17 protein-coding genes and 3 pseudogenes are annotated in these 18,591 nt (G+C 38.2%); 15 read left to right on the plus strand and 5 right to left on the minus strand.

The genetic code is table 11. From position 1 onward, the window contains the following. Positions 1-27 precede the first annotated feature (27 nt). Both CEF16_RS03970 and sinI read left to right on the plus strand, forming a co-directional pair. Positions 28-729: a response regulator transcription factor gene (locus tag CEF16_RS03970; protein WP_091579951.1), complete on the plus strand. Its 702-nt coding sequence runs from the start codon at positions 28-30 to the stop codon at positions 727-729. Positions 730-868: 139 nt separating this feature from the next. Beyond that, a complete protein-coding gene (gene sinI, locus CEF16_RS23155) occupies positions 869-1,012 on the plus strand; it encodes a DNA-binding anti-repressor SinI (protein ID WP_245917754.1) in 144 nt (47 codons plus the stop codon). A gap of 333 nt (positions 1,013-1,345) precedes the next feature. Here the strand turns inward: sinI and CEF16_RS25085 are convergent. After that, positions 1,346-2,426 (minus strand): annotated as a pseudogene (locus CEF16_RS25085) (alcohol dehydrogenase catalytic domain-containing protein). A 208-nt stretch (positions 2,427-2,634) separates the two neighbouring features. Between CEF16_RS25085 and CEF16_RS03980 the strand changes: the two are divergent. Next, positions 2,635-3,630 carry an aldo/keto reductase gene (locus CEF16_RS03980; RefSeq protein WP_091579954.1) on the plus strand — a complete coding sequence of 332 codons (996 nt, stop codon included), beginning with the start codon at positions 2,635-2,637 and terminating at the stop codon, positions 3,628-3,630. Between the two features lie 25 nt (positions 3,631-3,655). Here CEF16_RS03980 and CEF16_RS03985 read toward each other — a convergent pair whose 3' ends face one another. From CEF16_RS03985 to CEF16_RS03995, 3 genes and pseudogenes are all read right to left on the minus strand, one after another. Next, positions 3,656-4,165, minus strand: coding sequence for a cupin domain-containing protein (locus tag CEF16_RS03985; RefSeq protein WP_245917755.1), 510 nt, complete (start codon positions 4,163-4,165; stop codon positions 3,656-3,658). A gap of 64 nt (positions 4,166-4,229) precedes the next feature. Further along, positions 4,230-5,186, minus strand: a pseudogene (uvsE, locus tag CEF16_RS03990) (UV DNA damage repair endonuclease UvsE). Next, entirely contained in the window at positions 5,183-5,476 is a 294-nt protein-coding gene (locus CEF16_RS03995) for a hypothetical protein (protein WP_091579963.1), read from the minus strand. The pseudogene uvsE and the gene CEF16_RS03995 overlap by 4 nt, the downstream one beginning before the upstream one ends. A 142-nt stretch (positions 5,477-5,618) precedes the next feature. On the opposite strand from CEF16_RS03995, the gene CEF16_RS04000 reads away from it, so the two are divergent. The 10 genes from CEF16_RS04000 (at position 5,619) to CEF16_RS04045 (ending at position 14,391) form a co-directional block, all read left to right on the plus strand. Next, a complete protein-coding gene (locus CEF16_RS04000; RefSeq protein ID WP_091579965.1) occupies positions 5,619-6,803 on the plus strand; it encodes an MBL fold metallo-hydrolase in 1,185 nt (394 codons plus the stop codon). 105 nt (positions 6,804-6,908) lie between these two features. Then, a complete protein-coding gene (locus CEF16_RS04005) occupies positions 6,909-8,198 on the plus strand; it encodes a glycosyl hydrolase family 18 protein (protein WP_091579968.1) in 1,290 nt (429 codons plus the stop codon). Positions 8,199-8,268: 70 nt separating this feature from the next. Further along, on the plus strand, positions 8,269-8,514 hold the full coding sequence (locus CEF16_RS04010) for a YkuS family protein (RefSeq protein ID WP_091579970.1): 246 nt from the start codon (positions 8,269-8,271) through the stop codon (positions 8,512-8,514). Positions 8,515-8,696: 182 nt separating this feature from the next. Next, entirely contained in the window at positions 8,697-9,464 is a 768-nt protein-coding gene (locus CEF16_RS04015; RefSeq protein ID WP_091579973.1) for a 6-carboxyhexanoate--CoA ligase, read from the plus strand. Beyond that, a complete protein-coding gene (bioA, locus tag CEF16_RS04020) occupies positions 9,461-10,825 on the plus strand; it encodes an adenosylmethionine--8-amino-7-oxononanoate transaminase (protein ID WP_091579976.1) in 1,365 nt (454 codons plus the stop codon). The genes CEF16_RS04015 and bioA overlap by 4 nt, the downstream gene beginning before the upstream one ends. Continuing rightward, a complete protein-coding gene (bioF, locus tag CEF16_RS04025; protein WP_245917756.1) occupies positions 10,806-11,981 on the plus strand; it encodes an 8-amino-7-oxononanoate synthase in 1,176 nt (391 codons plus the stop codon). The genes bioA and bioF overlap by 20 nt, the downstream gene beginning before the upstream one ends. Then, entirely contained in the window at positions 11,982-12,716 is a 735-nt protein-coding gene (gene bioD, locus CEF16_RS04030; RefSeq protein WP_091579979.1) for a dethiobiotin synthase, read from the plus strand. Between the two features lie 215 nt (positions 12,717-12,931). Then, a complete protein-coding gene (locus CEF16_RS04035) occupies positions 12,932-13,276 on the plus strand; it encodes a hypothetical protein (RefSeq protein ID WP_091579982.1) in 345 nt (114 codons plus the stop codon). A gap of 109 nt (positions 13,277-13,385) precedes the next feature. Further along, complete coding sequence (locus tag CEF16_RS04040) at positions 13,386-13,688, plus strand: S-layer homology domain-containing protein (protein ID WP_091579985.1); 303 nt, start codon at positions 13,386-13,388, stop codon at positions 13,686-13,688. Beyond that, positions 13,660-14,391, plus strand: a complete 732-nt coding sequence (locus tag CEF16_RS04045; RefSeq protein WP_091579987.1) for a C40 family peptidase — start codon at positions 13,660-13,662, stop codon at positions 14,389-14,391. The genes CEF16_RS04040 and CEF16_RS04045 overlap by 29 nt, the downstream gene beginning before the upstream one ends. 168 nt (positions 14,392-14,559) lie before the next feature. Here the strand turns inward: CEF16_RS04045 and CEF16_RS04050 are convergent, their stop codons facing one another. After that, positions 14,560-16,008, minus strand: a complete 1,449-nt coding sequence (locus CEF16_RS04050; protein WP_091579990.1) for an NADP-dependent glyceraldehyde-3-phosphate dehydrogenase — start codon at positions 16,006-16,008, stop codon at positions 14,560-14,562. A gap of 613 nt (positions 16,009-16,621) precedes the next feature. Between CEF16_RS04050 and CEF16_RS04055 the strand changes: the two are divergent. Together CEF16_RS04055 and CEF16_RS24240 are read left to right on the plus strand one after the other, a co-directional pair. After that, positions 16,622-17,256, plus strand: a pseudogene (locus CEF16_RS04055) (ATP-grasp domain-containing protein); the annotation flags it as partial. Positions 17,257-17,311: 55 nt separating this feature from the next. Further along, the gene (locus CEF16_RS24240) at positions 17,312-18,433 is read left to right on the plus strand and encodes a LysM peptidoglycan-binding domain-containing protein (protein ID WP_245917757.1); all 1,122 of its coding nucleotides are present in this window, start codon (positions 17,312-17,314) and stop codon (positions 18,431-18,433) included. Positions 18,434-18,591: the final 158 nt, after the last annotated feature.

Genomic DNA, 18,591 nt, shown 5'->3' on the forward strand with positions numbered 1-18,591 from the left:
ACTATAGAATATAGGAGGGTTGTTAAAATGGGGAAAGATACGATATTAGTAGTAGAAGATGAAGAAGATATTAGAAATTTAATTCAATTATATTTGCAAAAAGATTATACAGTGTTTACTTCAATAAACGGGAAGGATGCGTTAAAGCAGATCAAAAAACAAAAACCAGACTTAGTTCTATTAGATATCCTCCTTCCCGAGATGAACGGTTTTGAAGTTTGTGAAAAATTGAGAGAAACAGATGAAGAAACACCAGTGTTATTTTTAAGCGCAAAAAGAGAATTTGAAGATAAAATCCAAGGTTTAGAGTTAGGAGCAGATGACTATATTACAAAGCCTTTTGATCCTGGGGAGATGCTTGCAAGAGTGAAGGCTCACTTACGAAGAAGGCATTTGAAAACAAATGTAAAGCCAAAAAGTGAGTCGTCCCGCTATTTGCAATTTGGGGATCTTTCTATTGATATAGAGGGCTATTCTGTATTTCGAAACGGGGAACTAATTCACTTATTTGCAAAAGAAATGCAGTTATTACTGTTATTAGCAAAAAATCCTCATCAAGTTTTCAGTGTAGAACAATTGTATGATAACGTTTGGGGGGCTGATCGGTTCGGAGATTTAAAAACGGTATCAGTGCATATAAGTAAGTTGCGAAAAAAAATAGAAAAAAATCCAGCGAAACCTGAATTTATTATTACTGTAAGAGGTTTTGGCTATAAATTTCTGCCATAATAAATGTAAATAATGAATGTTAATTTTTCTGAATTAATTTTATAATTTTAACCTCATTTTAACCTGCTTCTTTTATCCTAAAATTAGACGTCTTAGAGCAGCCCGCCTTATAGAAGTATATAAATCGGAGGGGATTTTTGTGAAGAAAGGAATGGCAAAAAAGGAGTTAGATAGAGAGTGGGTAGAATTAATTAAAGCAGCAAGGGACTCAGGATTAGAGAAAAAAGAAATTCAATTATTTTTGCAAGAGCAAGCTCTTCACAAGAAGCGTTATACTATTTAAAGAGCCAGGATATTGAGGGGGAAAAATACTTAATATCAAATGAAACAGTCCCTTGGGCTGTTTTTTTGTAAGGGGCTGTCTGAAAAGGTTCTTTAGGGTGTGTCGTCATCTAGCAGCTAAAATAAGCGCTGCTCTCCTGCGGGAAATAGGGCAGTTTGAAGACCCCCCAGTGAAGGGTTTACTCACGAGAAGGCTTAACCGCCGTCCGAAGCCAAGAAGACACTACGAGAACGAGCAAAGAGAGTTGGAAGAGGCCGCATTTGTGCCCTGAGAGAAAGCAAGTATATTCCAGGTGCGTTTGCCGAAAATTGACTTACACCACAGCTCCTTACGTTATGGTTTTAATACTACTTTGATACAATCATCATGTTTTTCATCAAATATATCGTATCCTTTTTCTGCCTGATTTAGAGGAAGGCGGTGTGTAATAATATCTGCTGGATCGAACTCTTGAGTTATTATTTTTTATATAACGCTGGAATATAATGAATAATGGGTACTTGTCCCATCTTTAATGTTATGTTTCGCGTAAAAAAATCACCTAATGGAAAAGCATTATAACGTGTACCTTTACTCCTACGATACTAACCGTTCCTCCTTGAAGTTTAAGGGCTGTTTCCACCATTTCCACTGCAGATTTTTTTCCATCCATTCCTACACAATCAATAACAGAATCTGCCCCTCCTTTTGTTATTTCTTTTAAAATGGGTACCTAGATGGTCCTGCTTAGAAAAAACATAGACTTCCACTTTATTTACATTTTTAGCATCGATATTGAACATAATCTACTGCAATCACGCGCTTTGCCCCTTTTAACCAGGCAAATTTCTGTGCAAGCAAACCTACTGGACCGCAGCCTAGCACAATAACGGCGTCATTTATTTTTGACATTTGATTGTTCTACACACCAATAGGCAGTTGGAATAATATCTGAAAGAAACAGAATGCTTTCGTCTTTGAGATCGCATTCTTTTGGCACGACATATGGCGTGAAATTTCCATGAGGAACTCTTAATAACTCTGCTTGACCTCCGGGATACCCGCCAAATGTTCCAGAATACCCGAAATATGCTCCTGCCTTGCTATGAGAATTTGAGTTGTCGCATTGACTCTCTAATTGATTCTTGCAATAGTAACATTCCCCGCACTCAATGTTAAATGGGACAATAACTCTGTCTCCTTTTTTCACTTTTGTCACATCAGGCCCCGTTTCTTCAACAATTCCCATTGGCTCATGTCCAATAATATAATCCTCCGAAAAATTAGGAATCTATTCCGTGGACCAAATGGAGATCTGAACCACAAATGGCTGTACTTGTAATTCTTACTAGTATGTCGTCTTTTTTTCTATTTTTGCGTCTGGAACTTCTTTTACTTTCACATCTTTTATTCCTTGATAAGTTACGGCTTTCATATTTTCGCCTCTACGATTGATTGTTAACTGCTCCATTCGTTTCAAATATCTACTGCATTAATATTTAGTCGGTACTTAAGAAATGTCATTCGATGTACAAACCGTCTCCTTTAAAATAACCGTTCCTAAATGAAAAGAATTATGATATTTGTAAAAAAAGCTGTTACAATAAGAATCGTTATTTTTGCTAATGAAAGGAAGTGCAGAAATGAAATACAAAAAGTTAGGAAAAAGTGGTGCCATTGTTTCTGAATTGTGCTTAGGTACGATGACGTTTGGAAAAGGAACTTCTGAAAAAGATGCTGTTCGCATGGTTCATCAGTTTCTTGATTATGGAGGAAATTTTATCGACACAGCTGACGTATACGTTGGCGGAAAATCAGAAGAAATAGTTGGGGAGGCTATTAAAGATAGGCGATCCGATGTAGTACTGGCTACAAAAGTTCGGATGAAAACAGGAGAAAATCCGAATGATGTTGGATATTCACGTAAACGTGTGATGGAAGGGGTTGAACAAAGTCTTAAACGACTTAAAACAGATTATATTGATCTCTATCAGCTGCATGTATGGGATCATCTTACCCCAATAGAGGAAACACTCCGCACGCTTAATGATCTCATTTCTTCTGGGAAAGTTAGATACATCGGCTGCTCTAATTTTTTGGCATGGCAGTTAATGAAGTCTTTGTCGATTAGTGAACAAAAAAATATAGCTAAATTCATTACCATTCAGCCGCAATATAGTTTACTGCATCGGGAAATGGACAGGGAGATGCTATCTCTTTGTCAAGAGGAAGGGATAGGGATTCTTCCGTGGGCTCCGCTTGGTGGTGGTTTCTTAACAGGAAAATACGATTCTTTACATAAGCCAGATGAAGAGTGGCGATTAGTTACAGCAGGGCCTGGTGAATACTATTGGGAAAATAAAGCGCTTGAGAGAAACTTTATCATTCTTGAAAAAGTAAAAAAGATAGCAGCTGAGATTGATAAGACACCGGCTCAGGTAGCGCTAAACTGGCTGTTAATGAAAGAAGGTATCACATCACCTATTTTTGGAGCAAGAACCCTAGAACAATTTGAAGAAAATATAAACGCTGCTGGCTGGCAATTAAGTAAAGAACACTTTGAAGAACTTGATCAGATTAGTGCACTGCCTCCGGAATATCCTAATCGATTTATTGAAAAATTTAAAAGAGACATTTAAACAGTGAGAAGGGTAAGCTCCCTTCTCATTTTTCCTCTATCCATTTTTTAATGAGTGGTCCATCTTTACCGAAAACAGGGTCAAACTTAGGCAGGGGAACATTTTTTATATCCTCCATCACTTCTGGTCTTTCCTTTCGTTCTCCGGTCTTAAGGTTATAATTTGATCCGTTCGGATACGCACCAGTCATTCGAAAATCGAAACTAGAACTCATTTTTTTGTGGCCGGTTCCGGCAGGAAGAACGATAACGTCTCCTGCTTCCAAATCAAAAGCAGTACCTTTTTTGCCGCCGAGTTTAATACGGACAGAACCTTTCAAAACGCCTAATACTTCATGAGAGTCACTGTGATAGTGGTGGTAGTCTAACACATCTCCTCTCCAGCTGTTTTTCCAATTGTTATGATGAAAGGTATCTTGGCATGCTTCAGGTTCATTAGCAAATACTGCTGAATACAATAGGACCGGCAATTTTTCATTATTTGGTATGCTGCCGTCATCTGTAAAAGTCATAGAGGTGATTTTTTGTTTTTTCATGTTCATCCCTCCTAGGTCTTCAGCTATTCCTTCATATATCCTTCTTTGTTATTAATTAAACGAATTATATCTTCAAAACTGCTCCGTCCAGGCGTTTTATACCGCGTAAATCTGCCAGTTCTTTTACTAATTGCAGAGCGGCTTTATCTTTTTGCTTCGCTTCTACCATTATATCCAAAGATTGTCCGTATTGTTTTATGGCATTGATAAGTAGAAGGATAAATGTAAGATCTACATAATCGGCATGACTTCTGCAGGCTGCTTCAGATTTTGGCGAAGAGACGTGAATTTTTGGAGGATGCGGAGTATGTTTCCATGTTTTAAATACACGCGGCAAAATTATTTCAAGGTTTTCGGATGAATGCCGATTTGCCTTGTAGTGATGAAAATCAAACATACAAGGGATGTTTTCTGTTTCACAGATATCTAATACTTCAGAAGCCGTGTAGGTTTTATCATCATTTTCGAGAGTCATCTGTTTTTTTTATATAAAGCGGCAGCTGCTGAAGGTTCGTATAAAACCGATTAACAGCAGCACTTTTAGTGCCGTATGCTCCGCCGACATGAAGATTAATATAAGCTTCTGATGATAAATTCATGGCATCTAACAAATGGTAATGATATTTCATGTTGTTTACTGCGTTAGCTGTAATATACGGCTTATTGCTTGTGAAAAGGGTAAATTGATTAGGATGAAAGCTTGTTCGAATGCCATGTTGTTTAACAAGCTCTCCTATCTCCTTATAAAGATGGAGAAAAGGCGAAAGATAGTCCCACTCGACTTTCTGATGAGCAGCAAGAGGGATAAGTGATGATGAAAATCGATAGAGTTTTATGCCATGTGCAATATTAAAATGCAGGGCACATATGGTATGTTCAAGGTTTTTCTTCGTAATCTCATACAATGAACTATTTCTTTCTTGAGCATTCATTTTTTCCATCGAATAAAAGTAAGGGTTTTCGCAGGTGAAGCATTCCAAAGCGAGGCGGCGTGAGCAACATAACCTAATCGAATAATCATTGCTTCTCTATTTCCTTGGACACCACAAAAGCCAGGTCGTCATTACCAAATAAGGACAAGACCCCTAGCAACGTTTCATTTGATATGTCTTCTGATTCTTCTTTAGGTACCGTTAAATCAATAGCCTGCTCAAGTTGAGGGTTATTGCCTTGGTCTGGATAAGCTTTCAGATACAGTTCATGTGGATTTAAATGATGGTTAACGCACCACTGAGCAAAAACTAATATCATCATCTTTTCATCCTGCTGGTAGCTTTTAATGATTTTATCTTCTACTTCTTTTTGATTCATTTTATCATTTCCTCCGTGGTGAATCTTTTTATGAGTGTATTTCTATAGTAAAGGACAAAATATTCGTTTACAAATACAAATCACTCCTTCGTTCATATTCCTCTAAGCATTGAGACATAGTAACAATACGGAGGGATAAGAAATGAAAATACTGCGTTATATGCTGACGCTTACAATACTATTTTCTTTCCTTTTAACGGAAACCACTTTAACCTTTTCCGAAGACTCACAGGTTTTTGCATCAAAAAACAAAACAGTTCGGTTTGATGACGACGATGATCTTGCCCTTTTTACGGAATCTCATACAACACTTGATTTTCATTTTTTAGATGTCGGGCAAGGAGATAGTACGTTAATTGTTTCTGATACAGGTGCTGCTATGTTAATTGATGGGGGAAAACCAGAATGCGGAAAGGAAATAGTACGTTACTTGAACGAAGCGGGGATTGATAAATTAGAATGGGTGGTTGCTACTCACCCTGATATCGATCACATAGGCGGTTTAGTTGAAGTATTAGAAGAAATGGACGTAGAAAAAGTATTAGACAGCGGAAGAGAACATGATACAAAAACCTATCAAAAGTACAGGAAAATAATTAAGGATAAAAAGATTGATTTTTTTCTAGCCGAAGAAGGGGAACGTGTAAAAACAAAACTTGCAGATCAAGTAAACGTATTAAATAGTTATTCTGATAGTGATGTGCGAAACGATTCTTCTATCGTGCTTCAAATTGAGTATGGTGACACGAACGTATTGCTGGCTGGGGACGCGACCGTAGTAAATGAAAAGGATATGATGAAAAAGTATGACTTGGAATCAGACATTATAAAAGTAGCTCATCATGGGTCGCTTACTTCAACAGGGAGTGAATTTATAGAAAAAGTTGACCCGGAAATAGCTATTATACCGTTCGATAAGAAAAATACATTTGGCCACCCAAATGCTAGTGTAGTAAATCGTTTGAGAAACACGGGTGCAGATATTTATACGACGGAACATTCCGGTCATATTTTAGTCTCATTGTATAAAGAGAATATGTACATTTCAAAAAAACCTTGGACAGGAAAAGGAAGAAAATTCCCAACACCCGTACCAAGAATCCACATGGCTAACGAAAAAACCTACAAAATAGATAAACCCGTAAATATTAATACAGCTTCTAAAAAAGAAATAGCAAAACTTCCGCATATAAGTCCGGTGGCGGCAGAATTGGTAGTGGAATATAAAGATGCAAACGGGCCTTTTCGCACAAAAGAAGAATTAATTAAAGTAAGCGGAGTTGGAAAGTATACGTACAAAAAAATAAATAAATATATTACAACCTGAGGTGATTTGTCCTGTAATCTTTTTTCCTTTTATAAAACTGGTTATTTATTTTCTTATAAATAAATACGGTTAGATAAGAAGAAAAAATGACAGGAGGACGAATCTGTGCAAATACATGTAGTTGCTCCAGGTGAATCCCTATGGGTTATTGCTCAGAGGTATAATGTTCCGTATAACACAATTTCTCAAGCCAATCAGCTTCCTAACCCTGATCAATTAGTTGTAGGCCAAGCACTTGTTATTCCTATTGAAGGACGTATTCATTGGGTACAGCCTGGAGAGAATGTTTGGCACGTTAGTCAGCGCTATCAAACACCTGTAAAAGAAATTTTAAGAAGAAATAGACTCTCGTTTCCGCAATATATTCCAACAGGTTATCCGCTTTATATTTTAAATGAGTTCAGACAAAAGCCATCGGTTGATGTTGGCGCTTATATTGATTTGCAAATAACAGGAGAGGAGTCCCAGTCTGTAATTAATGAAATCGGTCAACATTTAACTTTTTTACAAGTATTCAGTTACCACATGAATGACGATGGGACTCTTACTCCTATTGAAGACCAGCCAATTATTAACACAGCTTATCAAAATGAAATTGTACCTTTAATGGTGATCACCAATATTGAAGACGGAGAATTTAATACTGAGCTTGCTACTACGGTTTTAGGAAGTGAAGACTTACAGAACAAGCTCCTAGATGAAGCGCTGGCTATCATGGAGGAAAAAGGGTATTTAGGTTTGGATTTCGATTTGGAATATTTGGGGGCTGAAAACAGAGAACCTTACAATAATTTAATGAGAAAAGCAAAAGAGCGGCTGGATGAAAAAGGTTATTTTTTATCTAGTGCACTTGCTCCTCAAGTGGAACCTGGGATGCCTGGAGTTTTATATGAAGGACATGATTTTGAAACGCATGGTGAGATTGCTGATTTTGTATTTTTAATGACTTATGAATGGGGATGGACAGGAGGCCCCCCGATGGCAGTTGCTCCTATTAATGAAGTAAGGCGGGTTATTGAATATGCTGTTTCTGTCATGCCAAGCGATAAAATTATGATGGGAATTCCTTTGTACGGATATAACTGGACTCTTCCTTATGTAGAAGGAGAAACACAAGCGGAATCCATTGATCATCAACAGGCTATTGAGTTAGCTATTAAATATAATGCTGCTATAGAATATGATCAAGAAGCTCAATCTCCTTTTTTTAGATATTATGATGAACAAGGGAACGAACATGAGGTATGGTTTGATGATGCAAGAAGCATTCAAGCTAAATTTGATCTTATCAAAGAGTTTGATTTACGAGGGTTTTATTATTGGGTTCTCGGTTGGGAATTTCCGCAAAACTGGCTGCTTTTAGAAGATAACTTTAATGTAAACAAACGAGTATAGGAAAATGCATGAAAATAAAGGATAAGAACATATTAAGGGAGACAACATTACAAGGAGGTTGAAGGAACAAATGGCTCGAATTGGAGTGGAAGAATCCCTTACTGATGTTCAACAGCAATTACAAGAACAAGGGCATGAAGTAATTACATTAAGGCAGGAATCGGATGCTGACGGCTGTGATTGCTGCGTTATTACTGGCCAGGATCAAAACATGATGAATATGCAAAATACAACGCTTGAAGGGGCTGTTATCAACGCCCACGGTTTCAATTCCAACGAGATTTGTGAGCAAGTTGAACAAAAACTTCACCAATAAGAGTGAATGAAAGCCCGGTCATCTGCGCTTTAAGATGGCCGGTTTTCAGCCCACGGGTTAAAATTTCACGTACCGTATTAAATTATAAAAAACAAAAAATATTTGACTAACTAAAATGTTAACTATAAAATATAATTGGTTAACAATAGAAAATTCTTCTGGAAAGGTTGTTGTTGCTAAAAATGGAGAAACTCTACAGTGTTCGAATGAGAGCAGCGGTTGGAGGTGCTCATGAGAAAGGGGGAAAACATATTTCCGGTGGAGAAAATCTGGCTTATGAAACCGAATTGCAAGAAAAAGCTGATCATTTAATTAAAAAAGCATTTTTACATCAACGAGGAAAGCCAGATTTTTTTAATCTTGTGATCGAAAATGTAAAAGAGCCAGTCTGCTGCAGTGAACCACTGCTTGTCTCCACGTATAATGTGAAAGATGCGAAAGATGGCAGAATTACTGCAGAATATCTTTTACAACAATGCGGATTGACCAATGCAGTGATAAACAAAGCGTTTAACATTCTTGTTAGTAACTTTCATGTTCGCGGAGCTATTCTTGTTGATGCTCAAACGGGACAACGCCTTGATAACAGAGAGGATCAAGGTGTACGTGTGTCTCAGCTTGATTGGAGACAAAATGATTTTAAAAATTGGTGTAAATTCCATGAATTACATGAAAACTTTCGCCTGAAAGAAGCATTAACTTTAGCTGCAAAAGTATGCAGACATTCTGCAACAATTGCCGAACTTTGCTGGAGCGATGATCCAAACTACATAACGGGTTACGTAGCTAGTCCAAAAAGAGGCTATGAACGAATCACTAAAATGAAAGAAAAAGGAGATGAACAAGGTGGACGGGTGTTATTTATAGACCCCGTTCAAGACGTTGATGCCTATGTTTACTATTTAGAAAAGAAACCTTTTATGATAAGAAACGGAGGAGAAGAAAAATGAATTTAATAGAAAAAAGCAAGCAGCATTTATGGCTTCCATTTACACAAATGAAAGACTATGATGAAAATCCACTGATTATTGAAAGTGGTGATGGTATCAAAGTGAAAGATACGAACGGAAATGAATATTATGATGCCTTTTCTTCTGTATGGTTAAACGTCCATGGCCACCGAAAAAAAGAATTAGATCAGGCGATTATTTCTCAATTAGATAAAATTGCTCATTCCACGTTACTTGGTATGACCAATGTTCCTGCGACAGAACTTGCTGAAAAGCTAGTTGAAATCGCTCCTCCTGCTTTATCGAGAGTGTTTTATTCAGACAGTGGCGCAGAAGCAGTAGAAATTGCTGTGAAAATGGCATTTCAATATTGGCAGAACCTTGGCCAAACAAAAAAACAAAAATTTATTTCAGTAAAAAATGGCTATCACGGAGATACAATTGGAGCAGTTAGTGTAGGATCGATTGATATATTTCACAATATTTACGGCCCCTTAATGTTTGAAAATTATCACACGCCCGTCCCTAATGTGTACCGCCACCCGAGCGAAGATCCTGTTCAGTGTTCAGAAGAATGTTTAGAAAATTTGGAAACACTTTTAGCGGAAAATCATGAGAGTATTGCAGGGTTAACCATTGAATCAATGGTACAGGGAGCAGGTGGAATGATTGTCATGCCTGAAGGGTTTTTATCTGGTGTTCGTAAGCTTTGCAGTAAATATGATGTGCTAATGATCGTTGATGAAGTAGCAACGGGCTTCGGCCGGACAGGAAAAATGTTTGCATGTGAACATGAATCTGTAGAACCGGATTTAATGGCAGCGGGCAAAGGTCTTACCGGCGGGTATTTACCAGTTGCAGTAACCTTTACGACAGAAAGAATTTATGAAGCTTTCTATGATGACTATAAAAATTTTAAAACGTTTTTTCACGGACATTCTTATACGGGAAATCAGCTTGGCTGCGCCGTGGCATTAGAAAACCTCCGATTATTTGAAAAAGATAGAATAGTTGAACAAGTATCTGATAAAACAGACTTTTTGAGAGGATTACTTGAAAACATAAAAGAACTTGATCATGTAGGGGATGTTCGGCAGCTTGGTTTTATGTGTGGAATTGAACTCGTACTGGACAAGAATACGAAAGAATCTTTTCCTTTTGAAAGCAGAACAGGCTATAAAACATCTTTGAAAATGAGAGAACTCGGCTTATTAACACGCCCAATGGGAGATGTAGCTGTTTTTATGCCGCCGTTAGTCAGTACGAAATCTGAACTTAAGAAAATGACTGCCATTATGAAAGAAGCGATTGAGGCGGTGACAAAAGAGGAGGTGCAGCGTCTTGATCAAACCGACGTATAGTTGGGTCGATCAACAAATAAACGATCTTAAAAAAAGGGGACTATATCGTCATTTACGAACGATTGAAAGTGGTCCTGCTTCAACAGTTGAAATAGAAGGAAAAGAAATGCTTATAGCATCATCTAATAATTATTTAGGTTTAGCAGCAGATCAAAGGCTGATAATGGAAGCATCAAAGGTGGTGCAGCAGTTTGGAGTAGGAAGTACGGGCTCAAGATTAACTACTGGTAATTCTACGTGGCACGAAAAATTAGAAAAGCGGATAGCTGCTTTTAAAAAAGAAGAAGCCGCTATTGTATTTTCAAGCGGATACCTTGCTAATGTTGGCGTTATTTCTGCTTTAGCACAGGACGGGGATGTTATTTTAAGTGATGAATTAAATCATGCTAGTTTAATTGACGGCTGCCGTCTTAGTAAAGCGAATACAATGGTTTACCGGCATGTGGATATGAATGATTTGAAAAAAAAGCTGCAGCTGGCGCGCAATGCTCAAAATAAGTTTATTGTGACAGACAGTGTGTTCAGCATGGATGGCAATCTTGCACCATTACCTGAGATAAAAGAATTAGCGGACCAATATAACGCCTTTATCATTGTCGATGACGCACATGCTACTGGTGTTTTAGGAGAAAATGGAAGAGGCAGCACAGAACATTTTCATGTTGAGGTTGATATTACTATTGGTACGTTTAGTAAAGCCATTGGTACAGAGGGCGGGTTTGCTGCAGGTTCTTTTCCAATCATAGAGTTATTACGCAACAAAGCACGTTCCTTTATTTTTCAAACAGCTCTGCCGCCGGGAAGCGTTGCAGCTGCCATAAAATCAATCGACATTATTGAACAGGAAAAATCGTTAATTCATTCTCTAAGGGCTAACATAGAAAAGCTACAAAAACAGCTTGCTGAAATAGGCTTTGTTACAATGCCAACTCCGACTCCCATCATACCTGTGTTGATTGGAGAAGCCCAAAAGACGGTTGCATTTTCTAAACAGCTTGAAAGAGAAGGGATTTTTGCCCCAGCGATCCGGCCTCCTACTGTGCCAGAAGGAAAAAGCAGAATTAGGCTGACGGTAATGGCTTCTCACACCGACAAGCACATTCAGCAAGTTTCCCAGGCTTTTTACACAACTGGCAAAAACATGGGGGTAATATAAATGACAACAAATGGTATTTTCGTAACAGGAACGGACACTGACGTAGGTAAAACATTTGTAGCTTCAGGGATTGCAGCTGCTTTGCGGAAAGAAGGAAAGGATGTTGGAGTCTTTAAGCCAATGCTAAGCGGTATAGAAAGAGAGGAACCTAACAGTGATACCTTTCTATTAAAACAAATGGCTGAAGATGAAAATGCACTTCAAGACATCACTCCTTTTGTTTTCGAAGAGGCTCTAGCTCCTTACCTTGCAGCTAAACGGGCCGGTGTTTCTGTGAAGTTAGACGATATTATGAAAAAATGGAAAAAAATACAAGGGAGTCACTCGTTTTTCATTGCAGAAGGAGCTGGCGGCATCACTGTGCCTTATGGAGAAAAGTGTTTAGTAAGCGATGTTGCAAAAGAAATAGGTTTTCCTATTTTAGTGGTAGCCAGAGCTGGTTTAGGTACAGTCAATCACACCATCTTAACTGTAGAACATGCCCGTAGTAAAGGTTTAGCGGTTGCTGGTGTTGTTATTAATGGATTCAAAGAAGAAGGGGACGATCTTGCTTCAAAAACCAATCCCGAACTGATTGAAAAATTTGCTAAAGTGCCTGTGCTTGGAGTGGTGCCATGGGCAGAGAATCTTAATAAAACGGAAATGGCTGCCTTTTTTAAGAAACATATGAAGCTTTCTTTGATAGCAAATCTTAGAGAGAAGGAGGTGGTCATGGATTCGTCCCACAACTTTTGAAATGACAAAAGTAAGTATGCTTTCGTGCTTTATTGCGATTACTGGCATGATTAAAATTCCCTCTCCTATCCCTGGATCAGAGTTTCCGCTTTCCGCACCGATTGCGTAGCTATTGTGGCAGTGTTTGGCTTTTGGCGATATATGATAGCAGGAATGCTGTCTAGCACAGTTCTTTTCCTATTGGGATTACACACGATCATTAATGAGAGATTTCGATGATTTTTCGCCTTACAGTTGCTATCATTGTTTCTATTTTTGGTTCTTCTGCCCCGGTATTATTAATCGCGGATCCAATAGGCTCACTTGCGGCTAGATCAGGACTTGCAGAAACATTACAGGTGAATGCCTTACCGTTAATTATTGGAGCGGTACAGGGAATGATTTTCACAATGGCTGATGTGCTGTTTAACTTTGTCAAAGATTCAAAGTATAAGAAATACTACGACTTCCGCCATAAGGACTCAGCGGCAAGCCGAGTTTTTCTAATGTCAAAAGCAGTAAATGGTTTAAAGAAAAACGAGCAGGTAAATAGCCTATGCTCGTTTTTCTATTGTCTCTAAGTTTTAGAAAATTTTTCTATAAAATACGTTGAATTTTTCTAAAAACCTTCTATAATAAAATTTAGTTCACAACTAGATTAAAAGCTATTCATTCAGACAGGAGAAGAAAATGAAAAGACATACATTCATTTTGGCAGCTGTTCTATTGTGGAGCACTCCAGTCACTGTATATGCAGATAGCCATTTGTCTGCCATTCAAGGTAAAGATTCGGTGTTTACTGATATTGGTTCTACATATTGGGCTTATAACGAAATAGACCGTATACGGACTTTAGGCATTTTTCAAGGATATGCAGATGGAACGTTTCGCCCAAGTAATTCTATTACGCGCATACAGACTATTGTAACTGCTGTAAGACTGCTAGGACTTGAAGAGGAAGCAAATGCAAAAGAGTTTAGTACTCCGGGTTGATTTTGCAGACGCAGACCACTATTTTGGCAAAGAGCGCAACCGATGGGCTAAAGGATATGTACTTGTAGCCATAGAAGAAGGGCTTCTTAATAAAAATGGTGAACGTTTAGATCCAAATGAACCAGCAGGGCGGCTTTGGGTAGCTAGTGTTTTAATTAGAGTGCTTGGGTATGAAGAAGAAGCACAGAAACAAATGTCAACTGATATTACATTTAAGGACAAGGAAGCGATTTCGAAAGAGGCTGCTGGATATGCTATTGCAGCAGAGAAATACGGCATTTTTTCGGGAACTAGTAATGGAGAGTTTCAGCCTTCTGTTTCTATAACAAGAGCTCAGATGGCTGCAGTACTCGACCGAACGCATAAAAAACTTCAAAGTGTGATGTCAAAAGATACGTTCATACATATGGAAGGTAATGAAGAAAAAATAAAAGATTTGATTCGACGCGGTAAATCATATCAAGGGGCAGAATACCTTTTTGGTGCAGACCCGTCTAGCACAGAGTTTTTTGATTGTTCTTCATATACGAAAAAGATTTACGGGGAGATAGGCATAACCTTGCCGAGAACATCGAGAAGTCAATTTCAGGCTGGTAAAAAAATAGAACAAACTGAACTTCAAACAGGTGATTTAGTGTTTTTTGATACAAGGGAAGATGAAGTTATTAACCATGTAGCTGTTTTTATATGTTTTTATAAATGAAAATACACTTCTCCACGCTACGCGAAGTAAAGGTGTAGATTACACTGCATTCACCGATTATTGGAAAAAATACTATATAGGAGCAGTTCGTGTCATTGAAGAATAAAAGCGGCCATGAAAAACAGCCCCCGACCAGTTTATGGAACGGAGGCTGTCTTGATAAGGAAATTATCCGTTAAAAACTTTAACTTTTTCTCGGCTTAAAGAAAGGAGACTATAGCGCACACCCTGAACGCCTTGTCCAGATTGTTTCACCCCTAGGAAAGGGAAATGGTCTGGACCGCGTGAAGTTTTGCCGTTCAGCTGAACGCTTCCTACTTCTAATTGATCAGCTATACGGTTGGCAGCGTCTATATCTTGTGTAAATACACTTGCTTGCAAACCGTATTCTGACTCGTTCGCAATTTGGACAGCTTCTTCTTCTGACTTAACACGAATCATTGGCAAGACTGGTCCAAAAGGTTCTTCCCAAGCAACGCGTGATTCAGTTGTTACTTTATCTAACAAAGTAGGGGCCAATAGACTGCCGTTTCTATCATCGCCAGTAATAACCTCTGCACCCTTGTCTATCGCATCATCAATCAGCCCTTGGACATAGTCTGCACTTTTTTCATTAATAAGAGGAGTGATATCTGCATTTTCTTCTGGCTGTCCAACTTTCAGCTCTTCTGCTTTTTCTTTAATTTTCGCAACGAGCTCATCTGCGGTGTCTTCTTTTACGAGCACTCTTTTGATTGCAGTGCAGCGTTGGCCAGAATAAGAAAATGCACCTGCTACAATTTCTTTTGCTGCTTTATCAAGATCTGCATCCTCAAGAACAATAGCAGGGTCTTTACCGCCAAGTTCTAGTACCATTGGAACCATGCTTGCTTTTTTCGCCAAATTCATGCCCGTTTCGGAACCGCCTGTAAAGGAAATTTGATTAATTCCAGGGTTGGTAACGAGAGCATCGCCGATTTCAGATCCTCGTCCTGTGGCAATATTTACAAGCCCTTCAGGCAAACCTGCTTTATCAAGTTCTTCAATCATCATAATTCCGCTTAAAGAGCCTTGTGTTGCTGGTTTAAAGACTACGCTGTTCCCCATCATAAGAGCAGGAGCTATTTTAGAAGCTGAAAGGTTGACCGGATAATTAAATGGTGCAATAGCAAGAACCACACCTAAAGGAACGCGATTAACCTGCGCTATTTTATTAGGAGAACCACCATTATAGCTGTCTCCAGTAAGAAGGTCTCCGGTGATGCGGCAGGCTTCTTCGGCCGTGTGGCGAATTAAGTCTGCTGTACGTACGACTTCATCAATGGCAGAGGATTTTTTCTTCGCTACTTCCTGCATAATCATATGGCCGATTTTTTCTTTGTTTTCAACAAGGTTATCAGCCCAGCGGTATAGTAATTGTTTTCTTTCATGAAGAGCCGTATTTTTCCATTCTTTTTGAGCAGCACTTGCAGTTTCTACTGCCTTATTAACTTCTTTTTCAGAAAGAGCTGGAACACTTCCAATTACTTCACCATTTGATGGGGAGTTTAACGTAATACGGTTTCCATTTTCACTTTCTTTCCATTCCCCATTTAAAAGAATATTTTTTTGTTCTGCTTTGACACTATTCGTTAACATAAAGACCTCCGCTTTAAAATGTATTTTTGTGTTTTACTGTACTAATTATTTATTTTTTCTGTATCAGTTTTGAAGCTTACCATATACCTTAACAAAACTTGCCGAAAAAGTTAATTTTCTTGTTTATATGATCTAACACCTGTCAACAAAGGGAATGAAAGCGTTACAATAAAGTTCAGTAAAATCATTTTTTTCAAAAAACTTAAAATAAGGTACTTATGTAATGGGTAATATAGCTTAATTATTTAAATATTTGAGGGTAAAAAGAATTATATAAATGGAAAAAATAACCTTTTAATAGTTGAACTTGGTAATTCATTGCCAGATAATATTTTTGCCGGTTATGGTTTGAAAAATCCCTGTATAGAAGACATTTCCAATAGTAATCATAAAATAGAACAATAATTATAACTACTTTGAAATAAATCAAATAAAGTATAACAGAATGAAAAATAAAGTGTAACAGAATGAAAGATTGAATTTCTGTTCAGTAAAAGCTAATTATGGAAAAAGATAGAAGATTAATTAATGTCTTATACAATGGAATCAATTTCATAAGTGCTATTTTGATTATCAAAAACGAACATTATATCGATTGTAGCGTAAGGTGGCGATTCCCTCCGGAAGTGTGATCGTAGAAGAACTTATTCCGTTTGAGGCCACAAATTACTTTGCTAACCGTTCGATCAGTGAGTGGGACTGCCTTCTGTACTCCATTGGCCATGTGCAAAAGGATGGGAATTATGTTGAGTCGTGGCAGCCAGATGACATTGCTTAGGAACAATTAAAAGAAGCAGAAGAAATTGCAAAAAAATTACAGACTCATTAGGTGATTATGGCATTTTTGGCGTTGAATTATTTATCACTCCTGAACGAATATTTTTCAATGAAGTTTCTCCTCGACCACATGATACTGGGATGGTTATTATGACAACTCAGGATTTATCAGAGTTTGCTCTTCATTTACGAGCGCTGTTAGGATATCCAGTTAACGATATTCATCTTTTGAGCAGAGGGGCCACCCGGACAATAAAAGCTGAAAAAGAAAGTGACACTTATCAAATAAGTGGGATGGAAGAGGCTTTACATGTGCCTCGGACCCAAGTAAGACTGTTTGGAAAGCCGACTGCTAAATCAGGAAGACGGATGGGAGTGGTACTTAGCTCGGCAGAAACAGTTGAGGCTGCAAGAAAGCAAGCTGATGAGGCTGTTTCTTATATAAACATTATAGATAATCGCTCACAGTAATATTGTTTTGAATCTCTTCTTGCCTATGTGAATACGTATAGGAAGGGGGGATTTTGTGGAAAAACAATCATTACAGTATTTTTACACGGTCCGTCCAGGGGATACTTTGCATGATATAGCCAGAAGGCGGGCACTTCCTATCGAAACGGTTATAGCTGCAAATAATCTAACTGCTCCTGATAAGTTATTTACAGGCCAGCAGCTATCTATTCCGCCAGGGGTTACCTCTTATAGGGTAAATGTTGGTGACACTATATATCAAATATCTCAATTTTATGGTGTACCCATGTCTGTCATTATAGAAGCTAATAGTCTGCAGGCACCTTATTTCATTTATCCTGGCCAATTGCTGTCTATTCCGGCTGGTGTTCCTTATTATATTGTACAGCCAGGAGATACCCTTTTTCAGATAGCGAGGAGGTTTAATGTAGTAACAGCAGGGCACAGCAGTCCTGAATTAATTAGACAGGTCAACCAGTTGCCATCTGTTGAAATTATACCTGGGATGAAATTAAGGATTCCATTTGCTCCACCAGGAACTAATGGATTAATAGCTTATACATCTAATAAAAGTGGTATTTTCGATATCTGGCTTTATTCGTTATCTAATGGTAAGCACGTTCAACTAACGAGGGGATTAGGAGCTTCTTTTAGTGAACCTATTTGGGCGCCTGACAGCACACGCATTGCTTTTACAGGTCAAAACCGATTCATTTATGTATTTGACCTACAAATCGGTAAGGCGGCCTTGATCGATCAATTTGAAGTAGAAGCCCTTTTTACTTTACATTGGTCTCCAAATAGCCAAATGCTTGCTTATACAAAACATGATCAAATTGTATTATATAATGTCACGTATCATCTGGCCCAAATCATAGCAGAGCCTGGTGCAAGTGATGTCCAATGGTTTCCAAGCGGGGAGGAAATCCTTTTTCAAGCTCCTGATGAGTCAGGTGTGAGCCAGTTATTTCGGATGAAAACAGATGGCACGAGTAAACAACAAATTACACAAAATCAAGATTTTCCATTTCATAATGTTTATTTGTCCCCTGATGGGCGTTTTGCTTTGTATACTTCCCCTGGAGTTAGTATCTCTATTATTTATAGTATAGACTTGACGTCTGGTGAATTATTTGAAGTTAGAGGCGGTCCATTAGCTAAAAATTATTACCCTTAATGGTCACCAGATGCTGCTAGAATAGGGTATAGTGCTACTGCTTTTTCTGAAAAGGGAAATTTTTCACTTATCCGAACTGCAGGGAAAAGAGGGGAGAATGATCGTACATGGGCTATTTCGGATTGTTTTGCAACGCCAGTGACCTGGTCTTATAACAG

Origin of the sequence: Alteribacillus bidgolensis (assembly GCF_002886255.1) — a bacterium.
Taxonomy (GTDB): domain Bacteria; phylum Bacillota; class Bacilli; order Bacillales; family Marinococcaceae; genus Alteribacillus; species Alteribacillus bidgolensis.

Excerpts from the sequence above, each read along its gene's own strand:
- bioA (WP_091579976.1), top strand. The coding sequence starts at position 9,461 with ATGAATTTAATAGAAAAAAGCAAGCAGCATTTATGGCTTCCATTTACA.
- CEF16_RS04000 (WP_091579965.1), top strand. The coding sequence starts at position 5,619 with ATGAAAATACTGCGTTATATGCTGACGCTTACAATACTATTTTCTTTC.
- CEF16_RS03985 (WP_245917755.1), bottom strand. The coding sequence starts at position 4,165 with ATGAAAAAACAAAAAATCACCTCTATGACTTTTACAGATGACGGCAGC.
- CEF16_RS04035 (WP_091579982.1), top strand. The coding sequence starts at position 12,932 with ATGATTTTTCGCCTTACAGTTGCTATCATTGTTTCTATTTTTGGTTCT.
- CEF16_RS04040 (WP_091579985.1), top strand. The coding sequence starts at position 13,386 with ATGAAAAGACATACATTCATTTTGGCAGCTGTTCTATTGTGGAGCACT.
- CEF16_RS04045 (WP_091579987.1), top strand. The coding sequence starts at position 13,660 with ATGCAAAAGAGTTTAGTACTCCGGGTTGATTTTGCAGACGCAGACCAC.
- CEF16_RS04010 (WP_091579970.1), top strand. The coding sequence starts at position 8,269 with ATGGCTCGAATTGGAGTGGAAGAATCCCTTACTGATGTTCAACAGCAA.
- CEF16_RS04015 (WP_091579973.1), top strand. The coding sequence starts at position 8,697 with ATGGAGAAACTCTACAGTGTTCGAATGAGAGCAGCGGTTGGAGGTGCT.
- bioD (WP_091579979.1), top strand. The coding sequence starts at position 11,982 with ATGACAACAAATGGTATTTTCGTAACAGGAACGGACACTGACGTAGGT.
- CEF16_RS03995 (WP_091579963.1), bottom strand. The coding sequence starts at position 5,476 with ATGAATCAAAAAGAAGTAGAAGATAAAATCATTAAAAGCTACCAGCAG.
- CEF16_RS04050 (WP_091579990.1), bottom strand. The coding sequence starts at position 16,008 with ATGTTAACGAATAGTGTCAAAGCAGAACAAAAAAATATTCTTTTAAAT.
- CEF16_RS03970 (WP_091579951.1), top strand. The coding sequence starts at position 28 with ATGGGGAAAGATACGATATTAGTAGTAGAAGATGAAGAAGATATTAGA.
- CEF16_RS03980 (WP_091579954.1), top strand. The coding sequence starts at position 2,635 with ATGAAATACAAAAAGTTAGGAAAAAGTGGTGCCATTGTTTCTGAATTG.